Below are 18,738 nucleotides of genomic sequence, written 5' to 3'. Positions count from 1 at the left end.
AGCACCGGATAGTTTGAGCCCGTGACCGGACCCGAACCGCTGCACGTGCCCACGGCCGGAGTCCGTTGATGGATCTTCTCGTCATCGCGATCGTCTTCGGTGCGATCTTCGTGGTCGAACTGCCGGACAAGACGTTCATCGCGGCGCTGGTGCTCTCCACCCGCTACAAGCCGCTGGCGGTCTGGGTGGGTGTGGGCCTCGCGTTCCTCGTGCAGACCCTGATCGCGGTCCTGGCCGGCCACTTGGCGACCTTCCTCCCGGAGACCCTGATCAAGTCGGTGGCCCTGGTGGTGTTCCTGATCGGCGCCTTCGTGCTGTTCCGCTCCGCGCCCGGAGCAGACGCCGAGGAGAAGGAGACCGAGGCGGAGTTCGAGGCGAAGGCCACCGACTCGCGTACCGGGCTCAAGGCCGTGCTCGCGTCGTTCGTGGTGCTGTTCGCCGCGGAGTGGGGCGACCTGTCCCAGCTGCTCACGATCAGCATGGTCGCCAAGTACGGCCACCCGGTCAGCGTCTTCCTCGGTGCGTGGATCGCCCTGCTCACCGTCTCCGGGCTGGCCATCCTCGCCGGACGGGTGCTGCTGCGCTACATCAAGCTCTCCACCGTGCACTACGTCGGCGCGGCCGTCTGCCTGGTCCTGGCGGTGCTCACCGGGGTGGAGCTCGTCGCCTGAGCCCTCTCGGGATCCGGTCCGGCGCCTCTAGGCTGCCGGGATGAGCGAACCCGTCACGCCGTCCCCTCGCCCGGGTGTCACCAGTGAGGTCGGTCGGCTGCGCACCGTGCTGCTGCACCGGCCGGGTCCCGAGCTCAAGCGGCTCACCCCGCGCAACAACGACCAGCTCCTCTTCGACGCGATCCCCTGGGTCAGCCGGGCCCAGGAGGAGCACGACGCCTTCGCCGACACCCTGCGCAGCCGCGGCGTGGAGGTGCTCTACCTGACCGACCTCCTGGTCGAGACCCTGGCCGCTGCCGATGCCCGGACGCGGGCCGTGGACGCGGTCACCTCCTCGCTCCGGCTGGGGGAAACCCTACGCGACTACCTGCAGGCCGCTCTGGGGGAGCTCGCCCCCGAGCAGCTCACCGACGTGCTCACCGCCGGCCTGCGCAACGACGAGGTCAGGGGTGGCTCCGGCCTGGTGACCAGCCTGCTGCCCGGGGACGCGTTCCTGGTCGACCCGCTGCCCAACCTGCTGTTCACCCGCGACTCCAGCGTGTGGATCGGGGAGAAGGTGGCGATCACGTCGCTCGCGATGCCCGCCCGCGAGCGGGAGAGCCAGCTCACCGAGCTGATCTACACCGGACATCCCCGGTTCGCGTCCACCGGCCAGCTCCACGGGTGGCGCCGCGAGCACGTCGAGGGGGGCGACGTACTGCTGCTGGCGCCGGGCGTGATCGCCGTCGGCGTCGGGGAGCGTACGACGCCCGCAGGTGTCGAGCGCCTGGCCCGCCAGGTCCTCGGCGACGGGACCACCCACACCGTGCTCGCGGTCCCGATCGCCCAGGAACGGGCCACGATGCACCTCGACACCGTGTGCACGATGGTCGACGTCGACAAGATCGTGATGTATCCCAACGTCGCCGATCACCTCACCGCCCACGCCGTCACCCTCGACGAGGACGGCCGGCTGCTCGTCGCCGGGGCGGAGCCGTTCCTGGTGGCCGCGGCGAAGGCGATGGAGATCGACACGTTGCACCAGATCGACACCGGCCTCGACCCGGTCACCGCTGAGCGTGAGCAGTGGGACGACGGCAACAACACCCTGGCGATCGCACCCCGGGTCGCGGTGGCCTACGAGCGCAACGTGGAGACCAACGGCCGGCTCGAGGACGCGGGCATCGAGGTGATCGCGATCTCCGGCTCCGAGCTGGGCTCGGGACGCGGCGGCCCCCGGTGCATGTCCTGCCCGATCGCCCGCGACGAGGTCTGACTGCCGCAGGCGCTGCCATCGGGCACTGCTCAGGCAGCGCCTCGGGGGGCGTACATGATCACCGCGACCCCGACGAGGCAGATCAGTGCGCCGGCGATGTCGTAGCGGTCCGGCTTGAACCCGTCGGCGACCATGCCCCAGACCAGGGAGCCGGCGACGAACACGCCGCCGTAGGCCGCCAGGATCCGTCCGAAGTTGGCGTCGGGCTGGAGCGTGGCCACGAACCCGTAGAGACCCAGGGCGATGACGCCCGCGCCGACCCAGATCCAGCCCCGGTGCTCGCGCACTCCCTGCCACACCAGCCACGCGCCGCCGATCTCGGCGACGGCGGCTGCGAGGAACAGGAGCAGGGAGCGGGCGGTGGTCATGCCCGAGATCATCGCAGCCGGACAGAGGTCGAACTTCCGGCGGATCCGGGGCGAACGACGAAGCCGGCCCACGAGGGACCGGCTCCGGAGCTCCCGGCGGTGATCGCCTGGAAAGACAAGTGCCCGGCCGGTGTTGACGGGGGGGACAACATCGGCCGGGGCTTGCTAAAAGTAAACCACGGTCTGGGTGGCGACAACGAAAACCGCGGAAACCGGGGGTTGGACCAGATCAACTGGTCTGGACGTCACCGGATGGTGAGCTGGCGACTGGCCAGTCCGGCGCGGGCGGCGCGCTCCTCGGTCGTCAGCGGAGCCGAGGAGCTGATCGCCTCCTCCAGCGACTTCGCCAGCGCGGCCGCGGGCTCCGCGAGCGCCTCGGCGCCGGTGCCCACCGGGAGGTCCCAGACCGGGACGGCGAGGCCGTGGGTGCGGAACATCCCGATCACCCGGTCGCCCTCGACCAGGCTGTCGGTCCCGGCGACGTGGAGGCGGGCGAACGCGTCGAGGACCCGGTCCTCGTCCTGGGGCAGCACCCAGCGGAGGTACTCCCGGTTGCCCACCGAGGTCCAGTACGCCGCTTCGACGCCGGCGACCCGCTTCGTGGGGGCGGCGGCGCCGTTGGCCTGCTCCAGGGCCGCGGCCATGGACCCGTCCTTGTCCTCGAGATCGGCCACCCAGTAGTCGAAGCCCTCGTGCACAGTGACCTCCAGCGGGGCGGAACCCACGAGGTCCTGGAGCCGCGGCCCCTCGCCGGGGGGCTCCGCGAGCCCGACCATGCTGCCCGGCTCGGCGTCGAGGGCCTTGAGGAGTACGGCGGCCAGGTCGCGGCTCGGGTCGCCGTACGAGTGCTGCACCTGAAGCCCGAGCCAGATGGTGCCGTCCTGGCGCACCAGCGCCGGGGCCGCGGCGGGCAGCAGCGAGCACAGCAGCACGTCGCGGTCGGTCCCGGTGACCTCCAGCGGCGCCGTGGCCGCCGGCACGAACTCCCTCAGGGCGACCAGGTCGGCCTCCCCGCGGAGCCCTTCGAACGGACGGGGGACGTAGACCGACGGCGGACCGTCCGGGCTCCCGTGGCAGGCCTTGTAGCGCCGACCCGACCCGCACGGGCAGGGCTGGCGGGGGCCGACGACACCCTCACCGCCCGGAGCCTGTCCTTGATTCCGGGCCGTGGTTTCGGTCGTTGCGGCCGAGGTGCGGTTGCGTTGACGAGCCTTCTTTCCCATGCGCGAAGACTAGGCGGCGGCCCCAGGGGCCCCCGAGGAGGCCTCAGGGCAGGGGGAGCAGTGCGTGCACCGTCGTGCGGGACCGCGTGGACTCCACCCACCAGCGCGCCGCGAGCGTCTCGACGATCGCGAGCCCGCGACCGGCGAGGTCGGAGCCCCCGGCGTCGACCTTGGTGGGGGCGGTGCGCGCCCCACCGTCGGTCACCGCGATGTCGAGCCCGGTGGGCCCGGCGGTCCAGCTCACCCGCACGGTGCCGTCGTCGAGGGGGCGTGCGTGCCGGATCGCGTTGCCGACCAGCTCGCTGACCACGAGCCGCGCGTCCTCGCACCGCTCGTCGCGGGCGTCCACCCGGCTGAGCCACTCGATCAGGCGGGAACGGGCGATCCGGGCGCTCCCCGGGGCGAAGGGGAGATCGATTGCCGTCGGGTCACCCTCCAGCATTGCGCCGGTGTTCTGCGCCATGAGTCCTCCGCTCGGGTGCCTGGTCGCCCGTACCTTTTCAGCGGCACTCTGCCCCTTGGAATCGATCATGAAACGCCGCCGCCCAAACTTCTCATATACGTCACGGCCGCGCCTGGGACGTCGGTGATGATCCCCCGGATGCCGAGGTCGAGGCAGCGGTCGATGTCCTTGGGCGTGTTTACCGTGAAACAGTGCACCGGCCTGCCGATCCCGACGATGCGGGCGACGAGTTCCTGGTGGTCGTGGACGAGGTCGAGGTCGACCCCGGTGCTCCAGTCGGCGTCGACGAAGGGGCGGGCGCGGTACCACTGCCGCGGGGTGCTCACCAGCAGCACGATCTCCAGGTCGGGTGCCAGGCGCCGCAGCCGCCGCAGGGCCACCCACGAGAAAGACATCACCCTGACGGGAGAGTTGGCCCCTGCCCACCCGAACTCGTCCAGCAACTCCACCAGGCGGCGCTCCACGAGGCCGGCGTAGCGGGTGGGGTGCTTGGTCTCGATCGCCAGCTCGACGCGGCGGGGGTAGTCGGCGACGGTCTCCAGCAGCCGGCGCAGGGTGAGCAGCTTGGCCAGCTCGGGGTCCCAGTCGGGGGCCTCGTCGTCCAGGTCGGCCCAGGGCCGCTTCCAGGAGGCGACGTCGAGTCCCTCGAGGTCGGCCAGGTCCATGGTGGACACGACGCCGTCGCGGTGCGCCGTACGCCGCATGTTGCGGTCGTGCACGCAGACCAGGTGGCCGTCGGCGGTGAGCCGTACGTCGCACTCGAGGGCGTCGGCGCCTTCGTCGAGAGCCGCCACGTAGGCGCCCAAGGTGTGTTCGGCGTTGGTGGCGCTGGAGCCACGGTGGGCGATGACCTGCGGCCGACTCTGGACCATGGGCCCATTCTGCACGCAGGGTAGTGATGCCCCTGCTGCGCACCTGCCCGGCGTGGGGCGCGGGCTCAGCGCTGGCTGCGCAGGAACTTCCCGAAGTGGGGCACGGTGAAGGCCACCGTGCCGCGCTCCCCGGAGAACACGAGGCCCTTCTTGATCAGTCCGTCGCGGGCGGGGGACAGCGACTGTGGCTTGCGGTCCAGCAGCCGCGCGACCTCCGCGGTGCTGACCGGCAGGTCCTGGGTGTTCTCGCCGAGGTCGGCCATCGCGGTCATGTAGTCACGCTCGGCGGGAGTGGCCCGGTCGTACCTCGCGCCGAAGAAGCCGACCGCGAGCTCCGCCTCGGCCTCGGGGGCGGCCTGCATCACGTCGTCCCACCTGATCGGGGTGTCCACGGCGACGTCCCAGGTGACCTTGCCGTAGGCCTGCACGAAGTAGGGGTAGCCGTCGGTCAGCCGGTAGAGCTCCTCGAGCGCGCGGGGCTCGTAGGTCGCGTCCTCGGTGGCGGCGGGGACGGTCCACGCGCGCTCGGCCATGTCGCGGGGGAGGCGGTCGACCGAGACGTAGCGGAACAGGCGCTCGGCGTACGACTTGGAGGCGGCGAGCGCCACCGGGAGGTGCGGCAGCCCCGCACCCACCACGAGGAGGGGTGCTCCCTGCTGGCTGATCTCGTGGCAGGCGCCGCACAGCGCGGCCAGCTCGTGCGGGGGCAGGTCCTGCATCTCGTCGATGAACAGGGCGATGCCCACCCCGAGGTCACCGGCCAGCGAGGCGACGTCGGTGAACAGCTCGACGAGGTCGAGCTCGAGGTCGCCGGAGTCGGCGCGGCCGCTCGCGGCCGGCACGTCGAGCGGCGGCTGCCACCGGTTCTGCCGGGACCCCGTCTTGCGGTCCTTGAGCTCGGTCCGGAGCGCGAACGCCTTGAGCACCCCGGTCACCTCCTCGACCCGGTCGGGGTTGCGGTGCCGGTGGGCGACCTCGCGCACCGCGGCGTGCACCGCCTGGGCCAGGGGGAGGCGGATCGACTGGTCAGGCCGGGCCTCGATCTTGCCGGTGCCCCAGGCGCGCTTGACCGCGAGGCTGCGCAGGGCGTTGAGCAGCACCGTCTTGCCCACGCCGCGCAGGCCCGAGAGCACCATGCTGCGGTCGGGACGGCCGGCGGCCACCCGCTCGAGGGTGACCTCGAACTGCTGCAGCTCGCGGTCGCGACCGGCCAGCTCGGGCGGGCGCTGCCCGGCGCCGGGCGCGTAGGGGTTCCTGATCGGGTCCATGACGAGGAAGATATCCGCCCGTCTAGGAAATCCCCTAGATTTGCCTAGCGAGTCGTAGCGGAACCTGCGTCCGGTTCGGCGTCGAGCCCGGCACGCAGGATCTCGATCAGGGCCGGGACCTCCTCGACGGCGAGCCGGAAGGTGCCGGTGCACTCGCTGCCGCGCCACAGCGAGAGCACCACCAGGTCGTTGGCGTGGTGCCAGCGGACACGAAGAGTGCGTCCCTCACCACGGGGGTCGAGGAAGAACTCGGCACCCACGGGGGTCGTCGCGACCTTGGCCATGACGGATTCTCCCTCCGTCACCGGCAGGACACCAGTGCTCAACGGCAACCGCCCACGTCGGAGAGGTCCCCGTCGGAGAGCACCCGCGAGCCCGAACCGAACCCGTAGGCCGAGCAGTAGTAGAAGCTCAGCAGCGACGCGCGGCGCAGCGTGACCGGCTTCCACACCCCGCCGCCGGCCGGCTCGAGGTAGCGGAACGAGGTGCCCGTCAGCGCGGCGTCGTTGCTGCGGTGCTTGAGGTAGCGGTCCAACCAGGCCTGCACGTAGTGGCTGGAGAGGGCCTGGCCGTAGCGGCTGGCCGGCAGCACCAGCGGGATGTCGGTGTACTCCAGGTGCGTCGAGGCCCGGGGCACCACCAGCATGCTGTCCACCCCCGCCTTGCGCCACGCGTCGTACCCGGTGGCGCGCTCGCGCTGCGGGTCGGGACCCTGGGGGCTCGGCGCCGGGCTGAGCGAGGACCCGCCACTGAGGAGGTACGGCGAGACCGTGAAGCCGTACTCCGACTGCAGCGCCAGGGCGGGTACGACGGGCTTGGTCCCGGAGCCGTCCAGCGGGCCGTCGGTGCCCGGGCCGGTGAGCTTGTCCAGCGCGACCACCGCAGCCACCCGCTTGTCGGTGCCCTGCACCCGCGAGACCGCGGCAGCCCCCATCGAGTGGCCGATGATCGCGATCCTGCTGGTGCGGCCAGGGGTCGCCGTACGCCGGTCGGGGGTGCGGTCGAACTGCTGCCAGTACGGGTTGAACGCGCTCGTCCGCGCACCCGCCGACCCCGGGTTGGCGTAGGGCCGAGCCGGGGTGGAGGTGAAGAACGACAGCGCGTCCTCGGTGCCCACGACGAAGTTGGACAGCTGCTGGGAGGGGACACCGGGGCAGCCGAGCTGCTCGCCGTCGCGAGGGGTCGCGAACGGGTTGCAGAACGGGAGCGCGTTGGCCGTGCCTCCCGGCACCGGCTCGTGCGGCAGGGTCTCGCTGCTGCCCTGGCCCTGCACGTCGTAGGTCAGGACGACGTAGCCCCGCTCCGCGAGGTCCTGGGCCAGCCAGCGGTACATCCCCTCGCTGCCCTGCACGGAACCCTCGGTGAGCACGACGCCGGGGAACGGCCCGCGGAGCAGCTCGCCGGTGTAAGGGTCCCGAGCGCCGGGCCGCGGCCGGTGGACCGTGCCGCGGAGCAGCGCGCCGTACCGGTTGGTGAACGCGACGCGCTCGCTCAGACCCCGGGTGCCGTTCCAGCCCGCCCGCAGCGGGTTGCCGACGTTCCAGCCCGGCACCACGCGGCCGGCGGTCAGCGGGAGGCGGGTGGGAGAGGCGGCCTGCTCCAGGAGCATCCGGGCCTGGTCCGCGGTGATGCTCAGTGCCAGGGAGGGGAGGTACGCCGGGTTCTGCAGCTGGCCACCCGGCCCGGTGACGCGGCCGTAGGCGTCGAGCAGGTTCTGGGCGTCCCGCGCGACGTAGGCCGGGCTCCCGACTGCGGGTTCCGGGTCGGCGGCGTACGAGGTGGCCGGGGCCAGCGCCGCTCCCGCGGTGAGCAGCCCGAGGACCACGGTGGCGAGCAGCGGACGGGTCAGGTGGCGGCGCATGCCACCTCAACGAGGGTCCACGACGGGAGTTACCGCAGTAGCCTGTGCCGGTGCCCGAGCTCCCCGAGGTCGAAGCCCTGGTCCAGGACCTGTCGCGTCGTCTGGACGGCCGTGCCGTCGTACGCGTGGACATCGCCGCGTTCAGCTGCCTGAAGACCTACGACCCCCCGGTCACGGCGCTCGCCGGCGGGATGGTCGACGGCGTCAGCCGGCACGGCAAGTTCCTCGACATCGACGTCTCCGGCACCCACCTCGTGCTCCACCTGGCCCGCGCGGGCTGGGTGCGCTGGAAGGACGAGGTGCCACCGGTGCCGCCGCGGCCCAGCAACAAGTCGCCTCTCGCGGCCCGGATCGTCCTCGACAACGGGGCCGGCCTCGACGTCACCGAGGCCGGGACGCGCAAGAGCCTGGCGCTGTACGTCGTCCGCGACCCCGCCGACGTCGAGGGCATCGCCCGGCTGGGACCCGACCCGCTCGCCGACGAGTTCACCCCCGAGGTGCTCGGCGACATCCTCACCAGCGCCGGCCGCGCCCAGATCAAGGGGGTGCTGCGGCACCAGGGCACCATCGCCGGGATCGGCAACGCCTACTCCGACGAGCTCCTGCACGCGGCGCGGCTCTCGCCGTTCAAGCCCGCGAACAGCCTCACCGACGCCGAGCTGCAGAACCTCCACGACGCCATCCGCACCGTCCTCGGGGACGCCGTGAAACGGTCCTCGGGGTTGGCTGCCAGCGAGCTCAAGGGCGAGAAGAAGAGCAACATGTCGGTGCACGGGCGCACGGGCGAGGCGTGCCCGGTCTGCGGGGACACGGTGCGCGAGGTCAGTTTCGCCGACTCGAGCCTGCAGTACTGCCCCACCTGCCAGACCGGTGGGAAGCCGCTGGCTGACCGGCGTACCTCGAAGTTCCTGAAGTAGCCTCGAGACATGATCGAAGTACCGACCATCGAGGTAGCCCAGGTTCCGGATCCCCTTCCCGAGGGTGTGACCGTGCTCGACGTGCGGGAGTCGATCGAGTGGGAGCACGGCCACATCGAGGGCGCGGTGCACATCCCGCTGACCGAGATCCCCGAGCGCACCGAGGAGCTGCCGGCCGACCAGCAGCTGCTCGTGGTGTGCAAGCTCGGCGGCCGGTCCTCCCAGGCCACGGCCTTCCTGCGCGAGAAGGGCGTCGAGGCGATCAACCTCGCCGGCGGCATGGTCGAGTGGAGTGCCGCGGACCGGCCGATGGTCCGCGAGGGCGAGGGCGAGCCGCTCGTCGTCTGATCCAGGGGGGCGGCTGCTCGGTCACAGGGACGGGCAGTTCGGCCGCCACGGAGGCGTGACACGCGGAGACACCGGGCGGGCGACCTCCAACTGCCCGTCGTTGTGGTGGCAGCCCTCAGCGCCAGGGTGCGGGCAGCGGCAGCCGCAGTGCCTGTCGCAGCCGGGAGAGATACTCCGCGCGCGGGATCTCCTCCACCCCCAGCGACGCCAGGTGCGGCGTCTGCCACTGGGTGTCCAGCAGCCGGGCGTCGGCGTACTCGTCACTGAGCAGCTCGACCAGCCCCATCAGCGCCACCTTCGAGGCGTCGCGCTGGCGGGCGAACATCGACTCGCCCGCGAACAGCCCGCCGATGGCGACGCCGTACAGGCCGCCGGCGAGCTCGCCGTCGCGCCAGGCCTCCACCGAGTGGGCCCAGCCGAGCTCGTGCAGGTCGACGTACGCCGCCAGGATCTCGTCGTCGATCCAGCCCCCCGACCGGCTCGGGTCCGAGCAGGCGCGGACGACCTCGGCGAAAGCGGAGTCCACGCGGATCTCGAAGTGCCGGGCGGACTTGCGCAGGGAGCGGGTGACGCGCAGGCCGGACAGCGGGAGCACGCCGCGCTCCACCGGGGACCACCAGGCCATCTCCGCTGCCACTTGCCGGTTCCGCCGGAAGGGGCGTGCCTGCGGGCCCTCCACCGGCATCGGGAACAGGCCACCCCGGTAGGCGGCGAGCAGGGTGCCGGGCGCCAGGTCGCCCCCGACCGCGACGAGGTCACCCTCGGTGGAGTCGGCGGGCGGGAACTCCCACTGGGTGGGCGGTGGTTCGTGGGGCACGGGGACATGGTCGCAGGGTCGTGAAACGTGCCGGGTGTGCAGGCTTTGTACGCTTCAGGGCATGAGCCTCTCCAAGCGCATCGGCCGCAGCATGGCGCCCAAGGTCACCCAGCTGGCGCCCAACATCACGGCCGGCGTGGTGCAGCAGGCGCTCACCCGGGCCATCCGGGGGGTCGGCCCGCTCACCGGTGCCGCCGCGGCCGCCGACAAGCAGCTGCGCGAGCAGGACGGCGACGTGGACAAGGCCATCCGCGAGGTGATCGAGAACCACGTCCGTCTCGCGGGCGCCCAGGGGTTCGTCACCAACATCGGCGGGCTGGTGACGATGGCGGTCACGGTGCCGACCAACATCACCGGGATGGCGCTGATCCAGTGCCGGATGGTGGCCGCGATCGCGCATTTGCGCGGTTATGACCTCGAGGAGCCCCGCACCCGCAACGCGATCCTGGCGTGCCAGCTTGGCGAGGAGCGGATGCTGGCGCTGATCAAGAAGAAGAAGCTCCCCGGGACCCCGATGGCGCTGGCGACCGCGCCGGTCCACGACCCGCACCTGGACAACATCATGGCCAACGAGGTCGCCTCGGAGCTGGTCACGATGATCGCCGGCAAGCGGATCGCGACCACGGTCGGACGACGGGTCCCGGTGGTCGGTGGGCTCGTGGGGATGGGGACCGACGGGTTCTCGACCTGGAAGATCGGCCGCTACGCCGACCGCGAGTTCCTGCCCCGCAAGCGGCGGTAGACCGCGAGGGCGGCGCGCATCGCGGTGTTGGTGCGCGACGTCCGCACCAGGCGCTGCTTGATCCGGTAGGTGCGGGTCCCGTGGAACCGGTCGAGCTGGCCCATCAGGTCCTCGATCACGCCGTGCAGCTCGACCTCGACGTCGCGCAGTCGGGCCGCCTCGCCGGTCATGATCGCCAGCCCGTCGAGGGCCGCGTCGGCGACGAGGCGCTCGTCGATGGTGTCCGGGTCGGTGAACGGCACCGGTGGTGGCGGGACGAGGTCGTCGAGGTCTCCGACGATGTCGTAGCCGCGCAGGGCGATCTCGCTGATCCAGGACCGGCCGAGCCCCGCTGCCCACCGGTAGGCCTCGTCGGGCAGGGAGAGCCGCGGGGAGCCCGCACGCTGCGAGAGGTTGTTGTGCACCAGGATCTCGCGCACGAACCGGCGGTACTGGGGGTTGGGGAGCACGTCGTTGAGCCGCTCGTTGAGCCGCCGGACCATCTCCGACTCCGGTACGCCGAGCGAGGCGTTCGTCCGCGAGGAGGGGGTGAACTCCGCCGGGTCGATCCCGAACAGGCCTGCGAACCGCTCCCAGAGCAGGGTCGGGCTCGACCCGGGCGGCGGCACGGTGACGATGTGCACCCGCTCGCGGGGGATCGACTCCGCCCACCGGTCGAGCACGTCCGGGATCTCCTGCACTCCCCAGAACCACTGGGCCACCTGGGTGCCGCGCTGCTCGTCGCGCAGTGCCTCGAGGAAGTCGTCGTAGCGCCTGATCCGCCGGTGCTTGACGTTCTCCTGCCACTCGGCGGGGATCTGGCGGACGAGGTCGCGGGCGGAGAAGACGATGTGGATCTCGCTGCGGTCGCCCAGCGACTCCAGGGCGCGGGCGACCTGCACCCGTGAGGCGGTGCCGAAGATCTCGTGGCTGATGATCGAGGTCCCCGGCCAGGCGCGCACCTGCGCGGCCAGCCGTTCCCAGGCGCCGCCGGCCTCGCGCTCCAGACCGCCCCAGGGCAGCTCCATCAGGTCGAGCGCCGCGAGGAAGTGGGCGTCGTGGCGGTCGGCGGCGTACAGGATGCCGCGCTCGCGCAGGGCGTCGCGGTGGGTGAACAAGATGTCCTGGACGAACGACGTGCCGGTCTTGGGGGAGCCCACGTGGAGGAGCACGCGTCGGGTCACGCTCGGCCTCCCAGTTCCCAGAGCCTCAGGCAGGCCGTCACGGCCAGCTCCAGAGTGTGTTCACGATCGATGGCGCCGGACGCAGCGTGCTCGCTGGGAGCCAGCGCCTGCGGATCGCCGTGCACAGCGTAGCCAGCCGCGAGCAGCTCGTTCGCGGTGGCCGCGGCGACGTCGCGGGCCCACGGGAGCGAGGCGGCCGGGACCACCGGCGCCGCGGTGCGGGCAGCGTCGGGGCGCGACTCCTCGGGAGCGGTGGCGAGCGCCCAGGCCAGCGTCCGCGCCAGGCTGCGGGTGCGGCTCGGCCCCTGGGTGAGGGCGGTCAGCCGGTTCACCCGGCGGAGCAGGTCGCACAGGTGGGCGTCGCCGGCGCTGTGCAGCCTGCCCGGCCGCGCACCGAGTACCCCGGTGGCCAGCGCGAGCGCGTCCTCGGCGTCACGGGCGACCACCACGTGCAGCGGCTCGCGGGGCCGGTCGCGCAGCCCCGCCGCGATGGCCGCGACGTCGATGGTGGACGGGAGCCGTCCCGCGGCCTCCGCGCGGCGCCAGGTGGTGGACCACTTCAGGATGCCCCCGCCGCGCACGGCCGCGCTCCACTGCTCGGCCATCATCACCTCGACCGGCCGGGCGATCACGACGTGGGTGGGACGCCAGTCGGTCTCGACGTACCCCTGCTCGAGCAGCACCCGGCGTACGGCCGCGACCGTGGACGGGGCGCCGTGCAGGCGGAACCGCCGGCGCCAGGGCAGCGGCAGCCGGGAGTGCGGGCGCGGCTGCGCGGGAGGCGGGGGTACGCCGGGCAGCAGCCGGGCGATCACGCCGACCCCGAGGCGGATCAGCTCCTGGGCGGGGACCTCGCTCGGGTCGTGTGCCGGCGTGCCGAAGGACCGTCCGTGGGTGGGCCACTGCAGCGGCACGTCGATGAGGCCACGGCCGGGGGCGGCGGTCTTGAGCACCAGGTCGGCAAGCCCTGGCTGCTCGCCCGGGCCACCCGCGGCGGCCAGGTTGATCCGGCGGACCAGCTCGAGGTGGATCGCGTCGGGCAGCGGCCGCGCGGGATCGGCGGCCGGGACCGCGGCGAGGTCGGCCGCGGCCGGGAGCCACTGCGACCAGGCGGTGGTGCCGCCGGAACACAGGTGGTGGGCCCAGCCGGCGACGGCCTGTTCGTAGGTGAGGCCGGAGCCTTCCGCGGTCGGTGTCACAGACGCAGCCGTCGGGTCAGCCAGGCCATCGGCCCGGTCTCGCCGGGCGGGGTGTCCAGCTCGACGAGCACGTGGGCCAGCGCCTCGATGGCCGCCTGCGCGACCGCCTCGGGGTCGGCGGCATCGGGGTCGGGCCAGTCGCCGGCCGGGTCGGGCCACACCGGCACCAGGTCGTCGAGGTCACCGACGACGTCGACGCCGGTGCCGCGGATCGTCTCCAGCCAGCCGGCGGTGATCGCGTCCACCTTCGCCCGGTCCTCGGGCGGGACGGTGGCGAGCACCTTGTCCGGCCGCCGGGCGAGGACCTCCTTGACGATCGTCTCCCGGACCCACTCGACGTAGGTCGCCCGGGACACCTTCCGCTCCGCCAGCTCGGTGTTGAGCCGGCGCAGCAGCGTGACCTCGGCGCCTCCCAGCGAGGCGTTGGTGGTCTGCGTCTCGGCGTACGCGACGTTCTCGCTGAGCCCGACCACCCCGGCGAAGCGGTTCCAGAGCAGGTCGCGCGGCGCGCCCTGGGGGGGCACGGTGACCAGGTGCACGCGCTCGGGGGGTACGTCGGCGCCCCACCGCTCCAGGATCCGCGGCAGGTGCTGGACCCGCCAGAAGCCCATCTGCCAGTCCTTGCGGGTGTAGTTCTTCTCCAGCGCCGCGATGAACTCGTGGTAGCTACGGCGGGCCCGGTGCTTGACCCGCTCCTGCCACTCGGCGGGGACCTGCCGGCCGAGGTCGCGCGCGGTGAGCACCACGTGCACCTCGTGGCCGGGGAACGAGGCCATCGCCCGGGCGACGCTCTCGGGCTTGGCCCCGGCGAGGATCTCGTGGCTGACCAGCACGTCGCGCCGGGCCTTGCGCGCCTCCACGACCAGGGCGTCCCACTGACCGCGTGCCGCGCGCTCCGCGCCGGCCCACCGCTCCCCGGTCAGGTCGAGGGCTGCCTCGAAGTGGTTGCCGGTGCGGGTGCGCACGTAGTCGAGGCCCTGCTGCTCCAGCAGTGCGCGGTTCAGGGAGCACTTGTCCTGCAGATAGCTCGTGCCGCTCTTGGGGGTCCCGACGTGAAGGTAGACCCGACGGCTCATGTGCGCATTGTGCCCGGTGCCAGTGCGGTCACGACCCGGGAGGGGCTCGGTCGGCCCAGCACCCCGGCCATCCACACGCTGGTCTCCACCAGTGAGGGCAGGTCCACCCCGGTCTCGATGCCGAGCCCGTGCAGCATCCAGACGAGGTCCTCGGTGGCGAGGTTGCCGGTGGCGCTCTCGGCGTACGGGCAGCCGCCGAGGCCGCCGGCACTGGCGTCGAAGGTGGTGATGCCGTGCTGCAGCGCGGCCAGCGCGTTGGCCAGCGCCTGGCCGTAGGTGTCGTGGAAGTGCACCGCGAGCGAGTCGTTCGCCAGCCCCGCCTCGTTGAACGCGTCGAGCAGGTCGCTCACGTGGCCGGCGGTGCCGACCCCGATGGTGTCGCCGAGCGAGAGCTGGCTGGCGCCGAGGTCGTGCAGCCGCTTGCCGACGCGCACCACCTGCTCGATCGGCACGTCCCCCTCCCAGGGGTCGCCGAAGCACATGCTCACGTAGGCGCGTACATCGAGGCCGGCCGCGCGTGCGCGCACCACGGTGGGCTCGAACATCGCGAACTGCTCGTCCAGGCTGCGGTTGAGGTTGCGCTGCGCGAAGGACTCCGTGGCGCTTCCGAAGATCGCGATGTGCTCGCACCCGAGCTCGAGCGCGCGGTCGAGGCCACGCTCGTTGGGCACCAGTACCGGGAGCCGGCGGCCCGTGTCACCGAGCAGCGTCATCAGCTCGCCGGCGTCGGCGAGCTGGGGGACCCACTTCGGGTGCACGAAGCTGGTCGCCTCGACCACGGGCAGGCCGGCCTCGAGGAGCCGGTGGACGAACTCGGCCTTCGCCTCGACCGGGACGACCGTGTCCTCGTTCTGGAGGCCGTCGCGCGGACCGACCTCGTAGATGGTCACCCGCTCGGGGAGCGTGCCACGCTCACTCATCTGCGTCTCCTTCCACCACGAACAGCACCTGGCCCAGCGCCACCTGCGATCCGACCTCGGCCCCCACCTTGGTGACCCTGCCGGTGAACGGGGCCTGGAGGGCGAGCTCCATCTTCATCGCCTCCAGCACGCCGAGTCGTTGGCCCTCCTCGACAGCATCGCCCTCGGCCACGTCGACGTCGAGGACGGTGCCCGGCATCGGGGCGAGCAGGGTCCCGTCCGTCGTACCCGCTCCGGCGCCGGGGCCGAACGCGTCGGGGCGGGTGAACCGGCGGGTGTGCCCGCGGTGCGCCACCTCGACGACGTGGGGCTCGACGATGACCACCGCCTCCAGCACGGTGCCGTCGACCTCGAGCCGGACCACGGGCCCGTCGCGGTCGACCAGCGCCACGGCATGGGTCCCGGCTGTGCCTGATCCTGGACCGGACACCTCGTTGGCCGAGACCAGCCAGCGGTCGTCGAGCTCCACGGTCACCGGAGCCGGCGGGCCTGCGGAGCGCCAGCCGTCACCGATCCCGAAGGGGCTGTGGTCGCGCGGGGCGTCGGAGGCCACCACCCAGGCCGCGAACACGGCGGCGACGGTGTCCTCGGGCTGCCGTACGCCGTCGGGGTTGCGGTCCAGCCAGCCGGTGTCGATCCGGGAGTCGCGGAACTCCTCGCTCGCGGCCAGCTCGCGCAGGAAGCCGATGTTGGTGGTCAGCCCGATCACCGCGGTGTCGTCGAGCGCGGCGACCAGCTTCTTGCGGGCGGCCTCCCGGGTGGGCCCGTGCACGATGACCTTGCCCAGCATCGGGTCGTAGGAGGTCGCGACGTCCTGCCCGCTCGCCAGCGCCTCGTCGTTGCGCGCCAGCCCCGACCAGTGCACGTAGGTGGCCGTCCCCGCCTGGGGCAGGAACCCGTTGAACGCGTCCTCGGCGTAGACCCGCGCCTCGATGGCGTGCCCCACGCAGGACAGGTCCTCCTGGCCGAACGGCAGCCGCTCGCCCGCCGCGATCGCCAGCTGCAGGTCGACCAGATCGATCCCCGCAGTGGTTGAGCCTGTCGAGACAGAGCCCGTCGAGACCACCAGCTCGGTCACCGGGTGCTCCACCTGCAGCCGGGTGTTCATCTCCAGGAAGTACACCCCGTCGGTGCCGCGAGCCGGGTCCACCAGGAACTCCACCGTGCCCGCGTTCACGTAGCCGACCTCGCGGGCCAGTGCGACGGCTGAGTCGGTGAGCACCGCGCGCACGTCCTCGCTCACGCTGGGCGAGGGCGCCTCCTCGATCACCTTCTGGTGGCGGCGCTGGGTCGAGCAGTCGCGCTCGAAGAGGTGCACCACGTTGCCGTGGGCGTCGGCGAGCACCTGGACCTCGACGTGGCGGCCGTGCTCGACGTACCGCTCGATGATCAGGGTGTCGTCGCCGAAGGAGCTCTGCGCCTCGCGCCGGGCGGCCGTGATCGCCTGCTGGAGGTCGCCGGGCTCGCGGACCACCCGCATCCCCTTGCCGCCGCCTCCGGCCGCGGCCTTGACCAGCACCGGGAACTCGCCCGGCGCGATGTCGCCGTCGATCGGGTGGTCGGGCACGACCGGGACCCCGGCGGCGACCGCGATGGTGCGGGCGCGGTCCTTGCGGCCCATCTGGTCCATCACCTCGGCCGAGGGACCCACGAAGACCAGGCCGGCGTCCACGACGGCGCGGGCGAACTCGGCGCGCTCGGAGAGGAAGCCGTAGCCGGGGTGGATCGCCTGGGCCCCGCTGTCGCGGGCGGCCTTCAGGATCGCCTCGATGTCCAGGTAGGACTCCGTGGCCGGGGTCGGCCCGATCCAGCAGGCCGCGTCGGCCTCGCGCACGTGCGCCGCCTGCCGGTCGGCGTCGGAGTAGACAGCGACGGTGCGCAGGCCGCGGGCGCGGGCGGAGCGGATCACCCGGCGGGCGATCTCGCCGCGGTTGGCGACCAGGAGGGTGTCGAACATGCGGGTCACATCCTGAAGATGCCGTAGGAGGGCGCGGGAACTGGGGCGTTGGCCGCCGCGGCGAGGCCCATCGCGAGCACGCGCCGGGTGTCCAGCGGGTCGATGATCCCGTCGTCCCACAGGCGGGCGGTGGAGTAGTACGGCGAGCCCTGGCGCTCGTACTGCTCCCGGATCGGCGCCTTGAAGGACTCCTCGTCCTCGGCCGACCACTCCTCGCCCCTGGCCTCCAGGCCGTCGCGCCTGACCGTGGCGAGCACGGCCGCGGCCTGCTCCCCGCCCATCACCGAGATCCGGGCGTTCGGCCACATCCACAGGAAGCGCGGGTCGTAGGCCCGGCCGCACATGCCGTAGTTGCCCGCCCCGAACGAGCCGCCGATCACGACGGTGAACTTCGGCACCACCGAGCACGCGACCGCGGTGACCAGCTTGGCGCCGTCGCGGGCGATCCCGTCGTTCTCGTACTCCCGGCCCACCATGAACCCGCTGATGTTCTGCAGGAACACGATCGGCGTCCTGCGCTGGTTGCACAGCTCGATGAAGTGCGCGCCCTTGCGCGCCGACTCCGAGAACAGGATCCCGTTGTTGGCGACGATCCCGACGTCGTACCCCCAGATCTTGGCGAAGCCGCAGACCAGGGTCTCGGCGTAGAGCTGCTTGAACTCGTGGAACCGGCTCCCGTCCACGATCCGGGTGATCACCTCGCGCACGTCGTACGGCGTGCGGGTGTCGGCCGGCACCACGGTGTAGAGCTCGGCCGGGTCCTTCACCGGCTCCTCGACCTGGGCCGGTCGCTCGGCGGTCTGCCGGGGCAGCGTCGCCACGATCGACCGGATGATCTGCAGCGCGTGGGCGTCGTCCTCGGCGAGGTGGTCCACGACACCGGACTTGCGGGCGTGCACCTCGCCGCCGCCGAGCTCCTCGGCAGTGACCACCTCACCGGTCGCGGCCTTCACCAGCGGCGGGCCGCCGAGGAAGATCGTGCCCTGGTCCCGGACGATCACGGTCTCATCCGACATCGCCGGCACGTAGGCACCGCCGGCGGTGCACGAGCCCATCACCGCGGCGATCTGCGGGATCTGCTCGGCGGAGAGGTTGGCCTGGTTGAAGAAGATCCGGCCGAAGTGTTCCTTGTCGGGGAAGACGTCGTCCTGCATCGGCAGGAACGCGCCGCCGGAGTCGACGAGGTAGATGCACGGCAGCTTGTTCGCCCGCGCAACCTCCTGGGCGCGCAGGTGCTTCTTGACCGTGATCGGGTAGTAGGTGCCGCCCTTGACGGTCGCGTCGTTCGCGACGATCACGCACTCGCGGCCCTCGACCCGGCCGATGCCGGTGATGATGCTGGCGCTGGGGACGGCGAAGTCGTCGCCCTCCTGCGCGCCGTACATCCCGTACGCCGCCAGCGGGCTCAGCTCGAGGAACGGGCTCCCTGGGTCGAGAAGGGTGTCGATCCGCTCGCGGGCGAGCATCTTGCCCCGGCCGGTGTGCTTGGCCCGGGCGGACTCGGAACCGCCCTGCCACACCCGGGCGGTGCGCTCCCGCAGCTCGTCGACGAGGTCCTGCATGCCGGAACCCACGGTGATTGCCTCCTCGCGGCGTACGCCGTTGTTAACGATCGCTA

At 72.2% G+C, this 18,738-nt stretch carries 19 protein-coding genes; 5 read left to right on the top strand and 14 right to left on the bottom strand.

Annotated elements, in window-relative coordinates:
- Positions 1 to 68 precede the first annotated feature (68 nt).
- Together AC4BGB_RS11510 and AC4BGB_RS11505 are read left to right on the top strand one after the other, a co-directional pair.
- The gene (locus tag AC4BGB_RS11510; protein ID WP_490546987.1) at positions 69 to 671 is read left to right on the top strand and encodes a TMEM165/GDT1 family protein; all 603 of its coding nucleotides are present in this window, start codon (positions 69 to 71) and stop codon (positions 669 to 671) included.
- Positions 672 to 711: 40 nt separating this feature from the next.
- Entirely contained in the window at positions 712 to 1,926 is a 1,215-nt protein-coding gene (locus AC4BGB_RS11505) for an arginine deiminase (RefSeq protein WP_490546985.1), read from the top strand.
- A 29-nt stretch (positions 1,927 to 1,955) separates the two neighbouring features.
- On the opposite strand, the gene AC4BGB_RS11500 is transcribed toward AC4BGB_RS11505, so the two are convergent.
- The 7 genes from AC4BGB_RS11500 to AC4BGB_RS11470 all read right to left on the bottom strand — a co-directional run bounded on the left by AC4BGB_RS11500 (position 1,956) and on the right by AC4BGB_RS11470 (position 7,981).
- Positions 1,956 to 2,294 carry a YnfA family protein gene (locus tag AC4BGB_RS11500; protein ID WP_490546984.1) on the bottom strand — a complete coding sequence of 113 codons (339 nt, stop codon included), beginning with the start codon at positions 2,292 to 2,294 and terminating at the stop codon, positions 1,956 to 1,958.
- 245 nt (positions 2,295 to 2,539) lie between these two features.
- The gene (locus AC4BGB_RS11495) at positions 2,540 to 3,517 is read right to left on the bottom strand and encodes a DUF5926 family protein (protein ID WP_490546982.1); all 978 of its coding nucleotides are present in this window, start codon (positions 3,515 to 3,517) and stop codon (positions 2,540 to 2,542) included.
- A 43-nt stretch (positions 3,518 to 3,560) separates the two neighbouring features.
- Entirely contained in the window at positions 3,561 to 3,980 is a 420-nt protein-coding gene (locus tag AC4BGB_RS11490) for an ATP-binding protein (protein WP_490546980.1), read from the bottom strand.
- A 65-nt stretch (positions 3,981 to 4,045) separates the two neighbouring features.
- Positions 4,046 to 4,852, bottom strand: a complete 807-nt coding sequence (locus AC4BGB_RS11485) for a glycerophosphodiester phosphodiesterase (protein WP_490546978.1) — start codon at positions 4,850 to 4,852, stop codon at positions 4,046 to 4,048.
- Between the two features lie 65 nt (positions 4,853 to 4,917).
- Entirely contained in the window at positions 4,918 to 6,120 is a 1,203-nt protein-coding gene (locus tag AC4BGB_RS11480) for an ATP-binding protein (protein WP_490546976.1), read from the bottom strand.
- Positions 6,121 to 6,164: 44 nt separating this feature from the next.
- Positions 6,165 to 6,404, bottom strand: coding sequence for a hypothetical protein (locus tag AC4BGB_RS11475; RefSeq protein ID WP_490546974.1), 240 nt, complete (start codon positions 6,402 to 6,404; stop codon positions 6,165 to 6,167).
- Positions 6,405 to 6,442: 38 nt separating this feature from the next.
- Positions 6,443 to 7,981, bottom strand: a complete 1,539-nt coding sequence (locus AC4BGB_RS11470; RefSeq protein WP_490546973.1) for an alpha/beta hydrolase family protein — start codon at positions 7,979 to 7,981, stop codon at positions 6,443 to 6,445.
- 50 nt (positions 7,982 to 8,031) lie between these two features.
- Here AC4BGB_RS11470 and AC4BGB_RS11465 point away from each other — a divergent pair, with 50 nt between their 5' ends.
- Positions 8,032 to 8,898, top strand: a complete 867-nt coding sequence (locus tag AC4BGB_RS11465; protein ID WP_490546972.1) for an Fpg/Nei family DNA glycosylase — start codon at positions 8,032 to 8,034, stop codon at positions 8,896 to 8,898.
- A 9-nt stretch (positions 8,899 to 8,907) separates the two neighbouring features.
- Positions 8,908 to 9,246 carry a rhodanese-like domain-containing protein gene (locus AC4BGB_RS11460; RefSeq protein ID WP_490546970.1) on the top strand — a complete coding sequence of 113 codons (339 nt, stop codon included), beginning with the start codon at positions 8,908 to 8,910 and terminating at the stop codon, positions 9,244 to 9,246.
- A gap of 115 nt (positions 9,247 to 9,361) precedes the next feature.
- Here AC4BGB_RS11460 and aat read toward each other — a convergent pair whose 3' ends face one another.
- Positions 9,362 to 10,063, bottom strand: a complete 702-nt coding sequence (gene aat, locus AC4BGB_RS11455) for a leucyl/phenylalanyl-tRNA--protein transferase (protein WP_490546969.1) — start codon at positions 10,061 to 10,063, stop codon at positions 9,362 to 9,364.
- Between the two features lie 61 nt (positions 10,064 to 10,124).
- On the opposite strand from aat, the gene AC4BGB_RS11450 reads away from it, so the two are divergent.
- Entirely contained in the window at positions 10,125 to 10,805 is a 681-nt protein-coding gene (locus tag AC4BGB_RS11450) for an EcsC family protein (protein WP_490546968.1), read from the top strand.
- Here the strand turns inward: AC4BGB_RS11450 and AC4BGB_RS11445 are convergent.
- Genes AC4BGB_RS11445 through AC4BGB_RS11420 form a run of 6 tightly spaced genes read right to left on the bottom strand, consistent with a single transcriptional unit; the run spans position 10,766 to position 18,682 of the window.
- Positions 10,766 to 11,968: a hypothetical protein gene (locus tag AC4BGB_RS11445; protein WP_490546966.1), complete on the bottom strand. Its 1,203-nt coding sequence runs from the start codon at positions 11,966 to 11,968 to the stop codon at positions 10,766 to 10,768. The genes AC4BGB_RS11450 and AC4BGB_RS11445 overlap by 40 nt on opposite strands.
- Complete coding sequence (locus AC4BGB_RS11440; protein WP_490546964.1) at positions 11,965 to 13,167, bottom strand: hypothetical protein; 1,203 nt, start codon at positions 13,165 to 13,167, stop codon at positions 11,965 to 11,967. The genes AC4BGB_RS11445 and AC4BGB_RS11440 overlap by 4 nt, the downstream gene beginning before the upstream one ends.
- Complete coding sequence (locus AC4BGB_RS11435; protein ID WP_490546962.1) at positions 13,164 to 14,243, bottom strand: hypothetical protein; 1,080 nt, start codon at positions 14,241 to 14,243, stop codon at positions 13,164 to 13,166. The genes AC4BGB_RS11440 and AC4BGB_RS11435 overlap by 4 nt, the downstream gene beginning before the upstream one ends.
- The gene (locus AC4BGB_RS11430) at positions 14,240 to 15,163 is read right to left on the bottom strand and encodes a hydroxymethylglutaryl-CoA lyase (RefSeq protein ID WP_490546960.1); all 924 of its coding nucleotides are present in this window, start codon (positions 15,161 to 15,163) and stop codon (positions 14,240 to 14,242) included. The genes AC4BGB_RS11435 and AC4BGB_RS11430 overlap by 4 nt, the downstream gene beginning before the upstream one ends.
- Complete coding sequence (locus tag AC4BGB_RS11425) at positions 15,156 to 17,120, bottom strand: acetyl/propionyl/methylcrotonyl-CoA carboxylase subunit alpha (RefSeq protein ID WP_490546958.1); 1,965 nt, start codon at positions 17,118 to 17,120, stop codon at positions 15,156 to 15,158. Before AC4BGB_RS11425 ends, AC4BGB_RS11430 begins: the two co-directional genes overlap by 8 nt.
- 5 nt (positions 17,121 to 17,125) lie before the next feature.
- Positions 17,126 to 18,682, bottom strand: a complete 1,557-nt coding sequence (locus tag AC4BGB_RS11420; RefSeq protein ID WP_490548432.1) for a carboxyl transferase domain-containing protein — start codon at positions 18,680 to 18,682, stop codon at positions 17,126 to 17,128.
- Positions 18,683 to 18,738: the final 56 nt, after the last annotated feature.

The sequence above is a fragment of the Nocardioides sp. Z30_9 genome (genome assembly GCF_058215735.1).
The sequence above is the reverse complement of the archived record's forward strand: the minus strand, read 5'-3'. Positions and strand labels throughout refer to the sequence as shown.

Coding starts and splice junctions, on each gene's coding strand:
- AC4BGB_RS11470 (WP_490546973.1), bottom strand. CDS start 7,981: ATGCGCCGCCACCTGACCCGTCCGCTGCTCGCCACCGTGGTCCTCGGG.
- AC4BGB_RS11495 (WP_490546982.1), bottom strand. CDS start 3,517: ATGGGAAAGAAGGCTCGTCAACGCAACCGCACCTCGGCCGCAACGACC.
- AC4BGB_RS11425 (WP_490546958.1), bottom strand. CDS start 17,120: ATGTTCGACACCCTCCTGGTCGCCAACCGCGGCGAGATCGCCCGCCGG.
- AC4BGB_RS11430 (WP_490546960.1), bottom strand. CDS start 15,163: ATGAGTGAGCGTGGCACGCTCCCCGAGCGGGTGACCATCTACGAGGTC.
- AC4BGB_RS11435 (WP_490546962.1), bottom strand. CDS start 14,243: ATGAGCCGTCGGGTCTACCTTCACGTCGGGACCCCCAAGAGCGGCACG.
- AC4BGB_RS11485 (WP_490546978.1), bottom strand. CDS start 4,852: ATGGTCCAGAGTCGGCCGCAGGTCATCGCCCACCGTGGCTCCAGCGCC.
- AC4BGB_RS11510 (WP_490546987.1), top strand. CDS start 69: ATGGATCTTCTCGTCATCGCGATCGTCTTCGGTGCGATCTTCGTGGTC.
- AC4BGB_RS11490 (WP_490546980.1), bottom strand. CDS start 3,980: ATGGCGCAGAACACCGGCGCAATGCTGGAGGGTGACCCGACGGCAATC.
- AC4BGB_RS11450 (WP_490546968.1), top strand. CDS start 10,125: ATGAGCCTCTCCAAGCGCATCGGCCGCAGCATGGCGCCCAAGGTCACC.
- AC4BGB_RS11420 (WP_490548432.1), bottom strand. CDS start 18,682: ATGCAGGACCTCGTCGACGAGCTGCGGGAGCGCACCGCCCGGGTGTGG.
- AC4BGB_RS11505 (WP_490546985.1), top strand. CDS start 712: ATGAGCGAACCCGTCACGCCGTCCCCTCGCCCGGGTGTCACCAGTGAG.
- AC4BGB_RS11460 (WP_490546970.1), top strand. CDS start 8,908: ATGATCGAAGTACCGACCATCGAGGTAGCCCAGGTTCCGGATCCCCTT.
- AC4BGB_RS11500 (WP_490546984.1), bottom strand. CDS start 2,294: ATGACCACCGCCCGCTCCCTGCTCCTGTTCCTCGCAGCCGCCGTCGCC.
- AC4BGB_RS11475 (WP_490546974.1), bottom strand. CDS start 6,404: ATGGCCAAGGTCGCGACGACCCCCGTGGGTGCCGAGTTCTTCCTCGAC.
- AC4BGB_RS11480 (WP_490546976.1), bottom strand. CDS start 6,120: ATGGACCCGATCAGGAACCCCTACGCGCCCGGCGCCGGGCAGCGCCCG.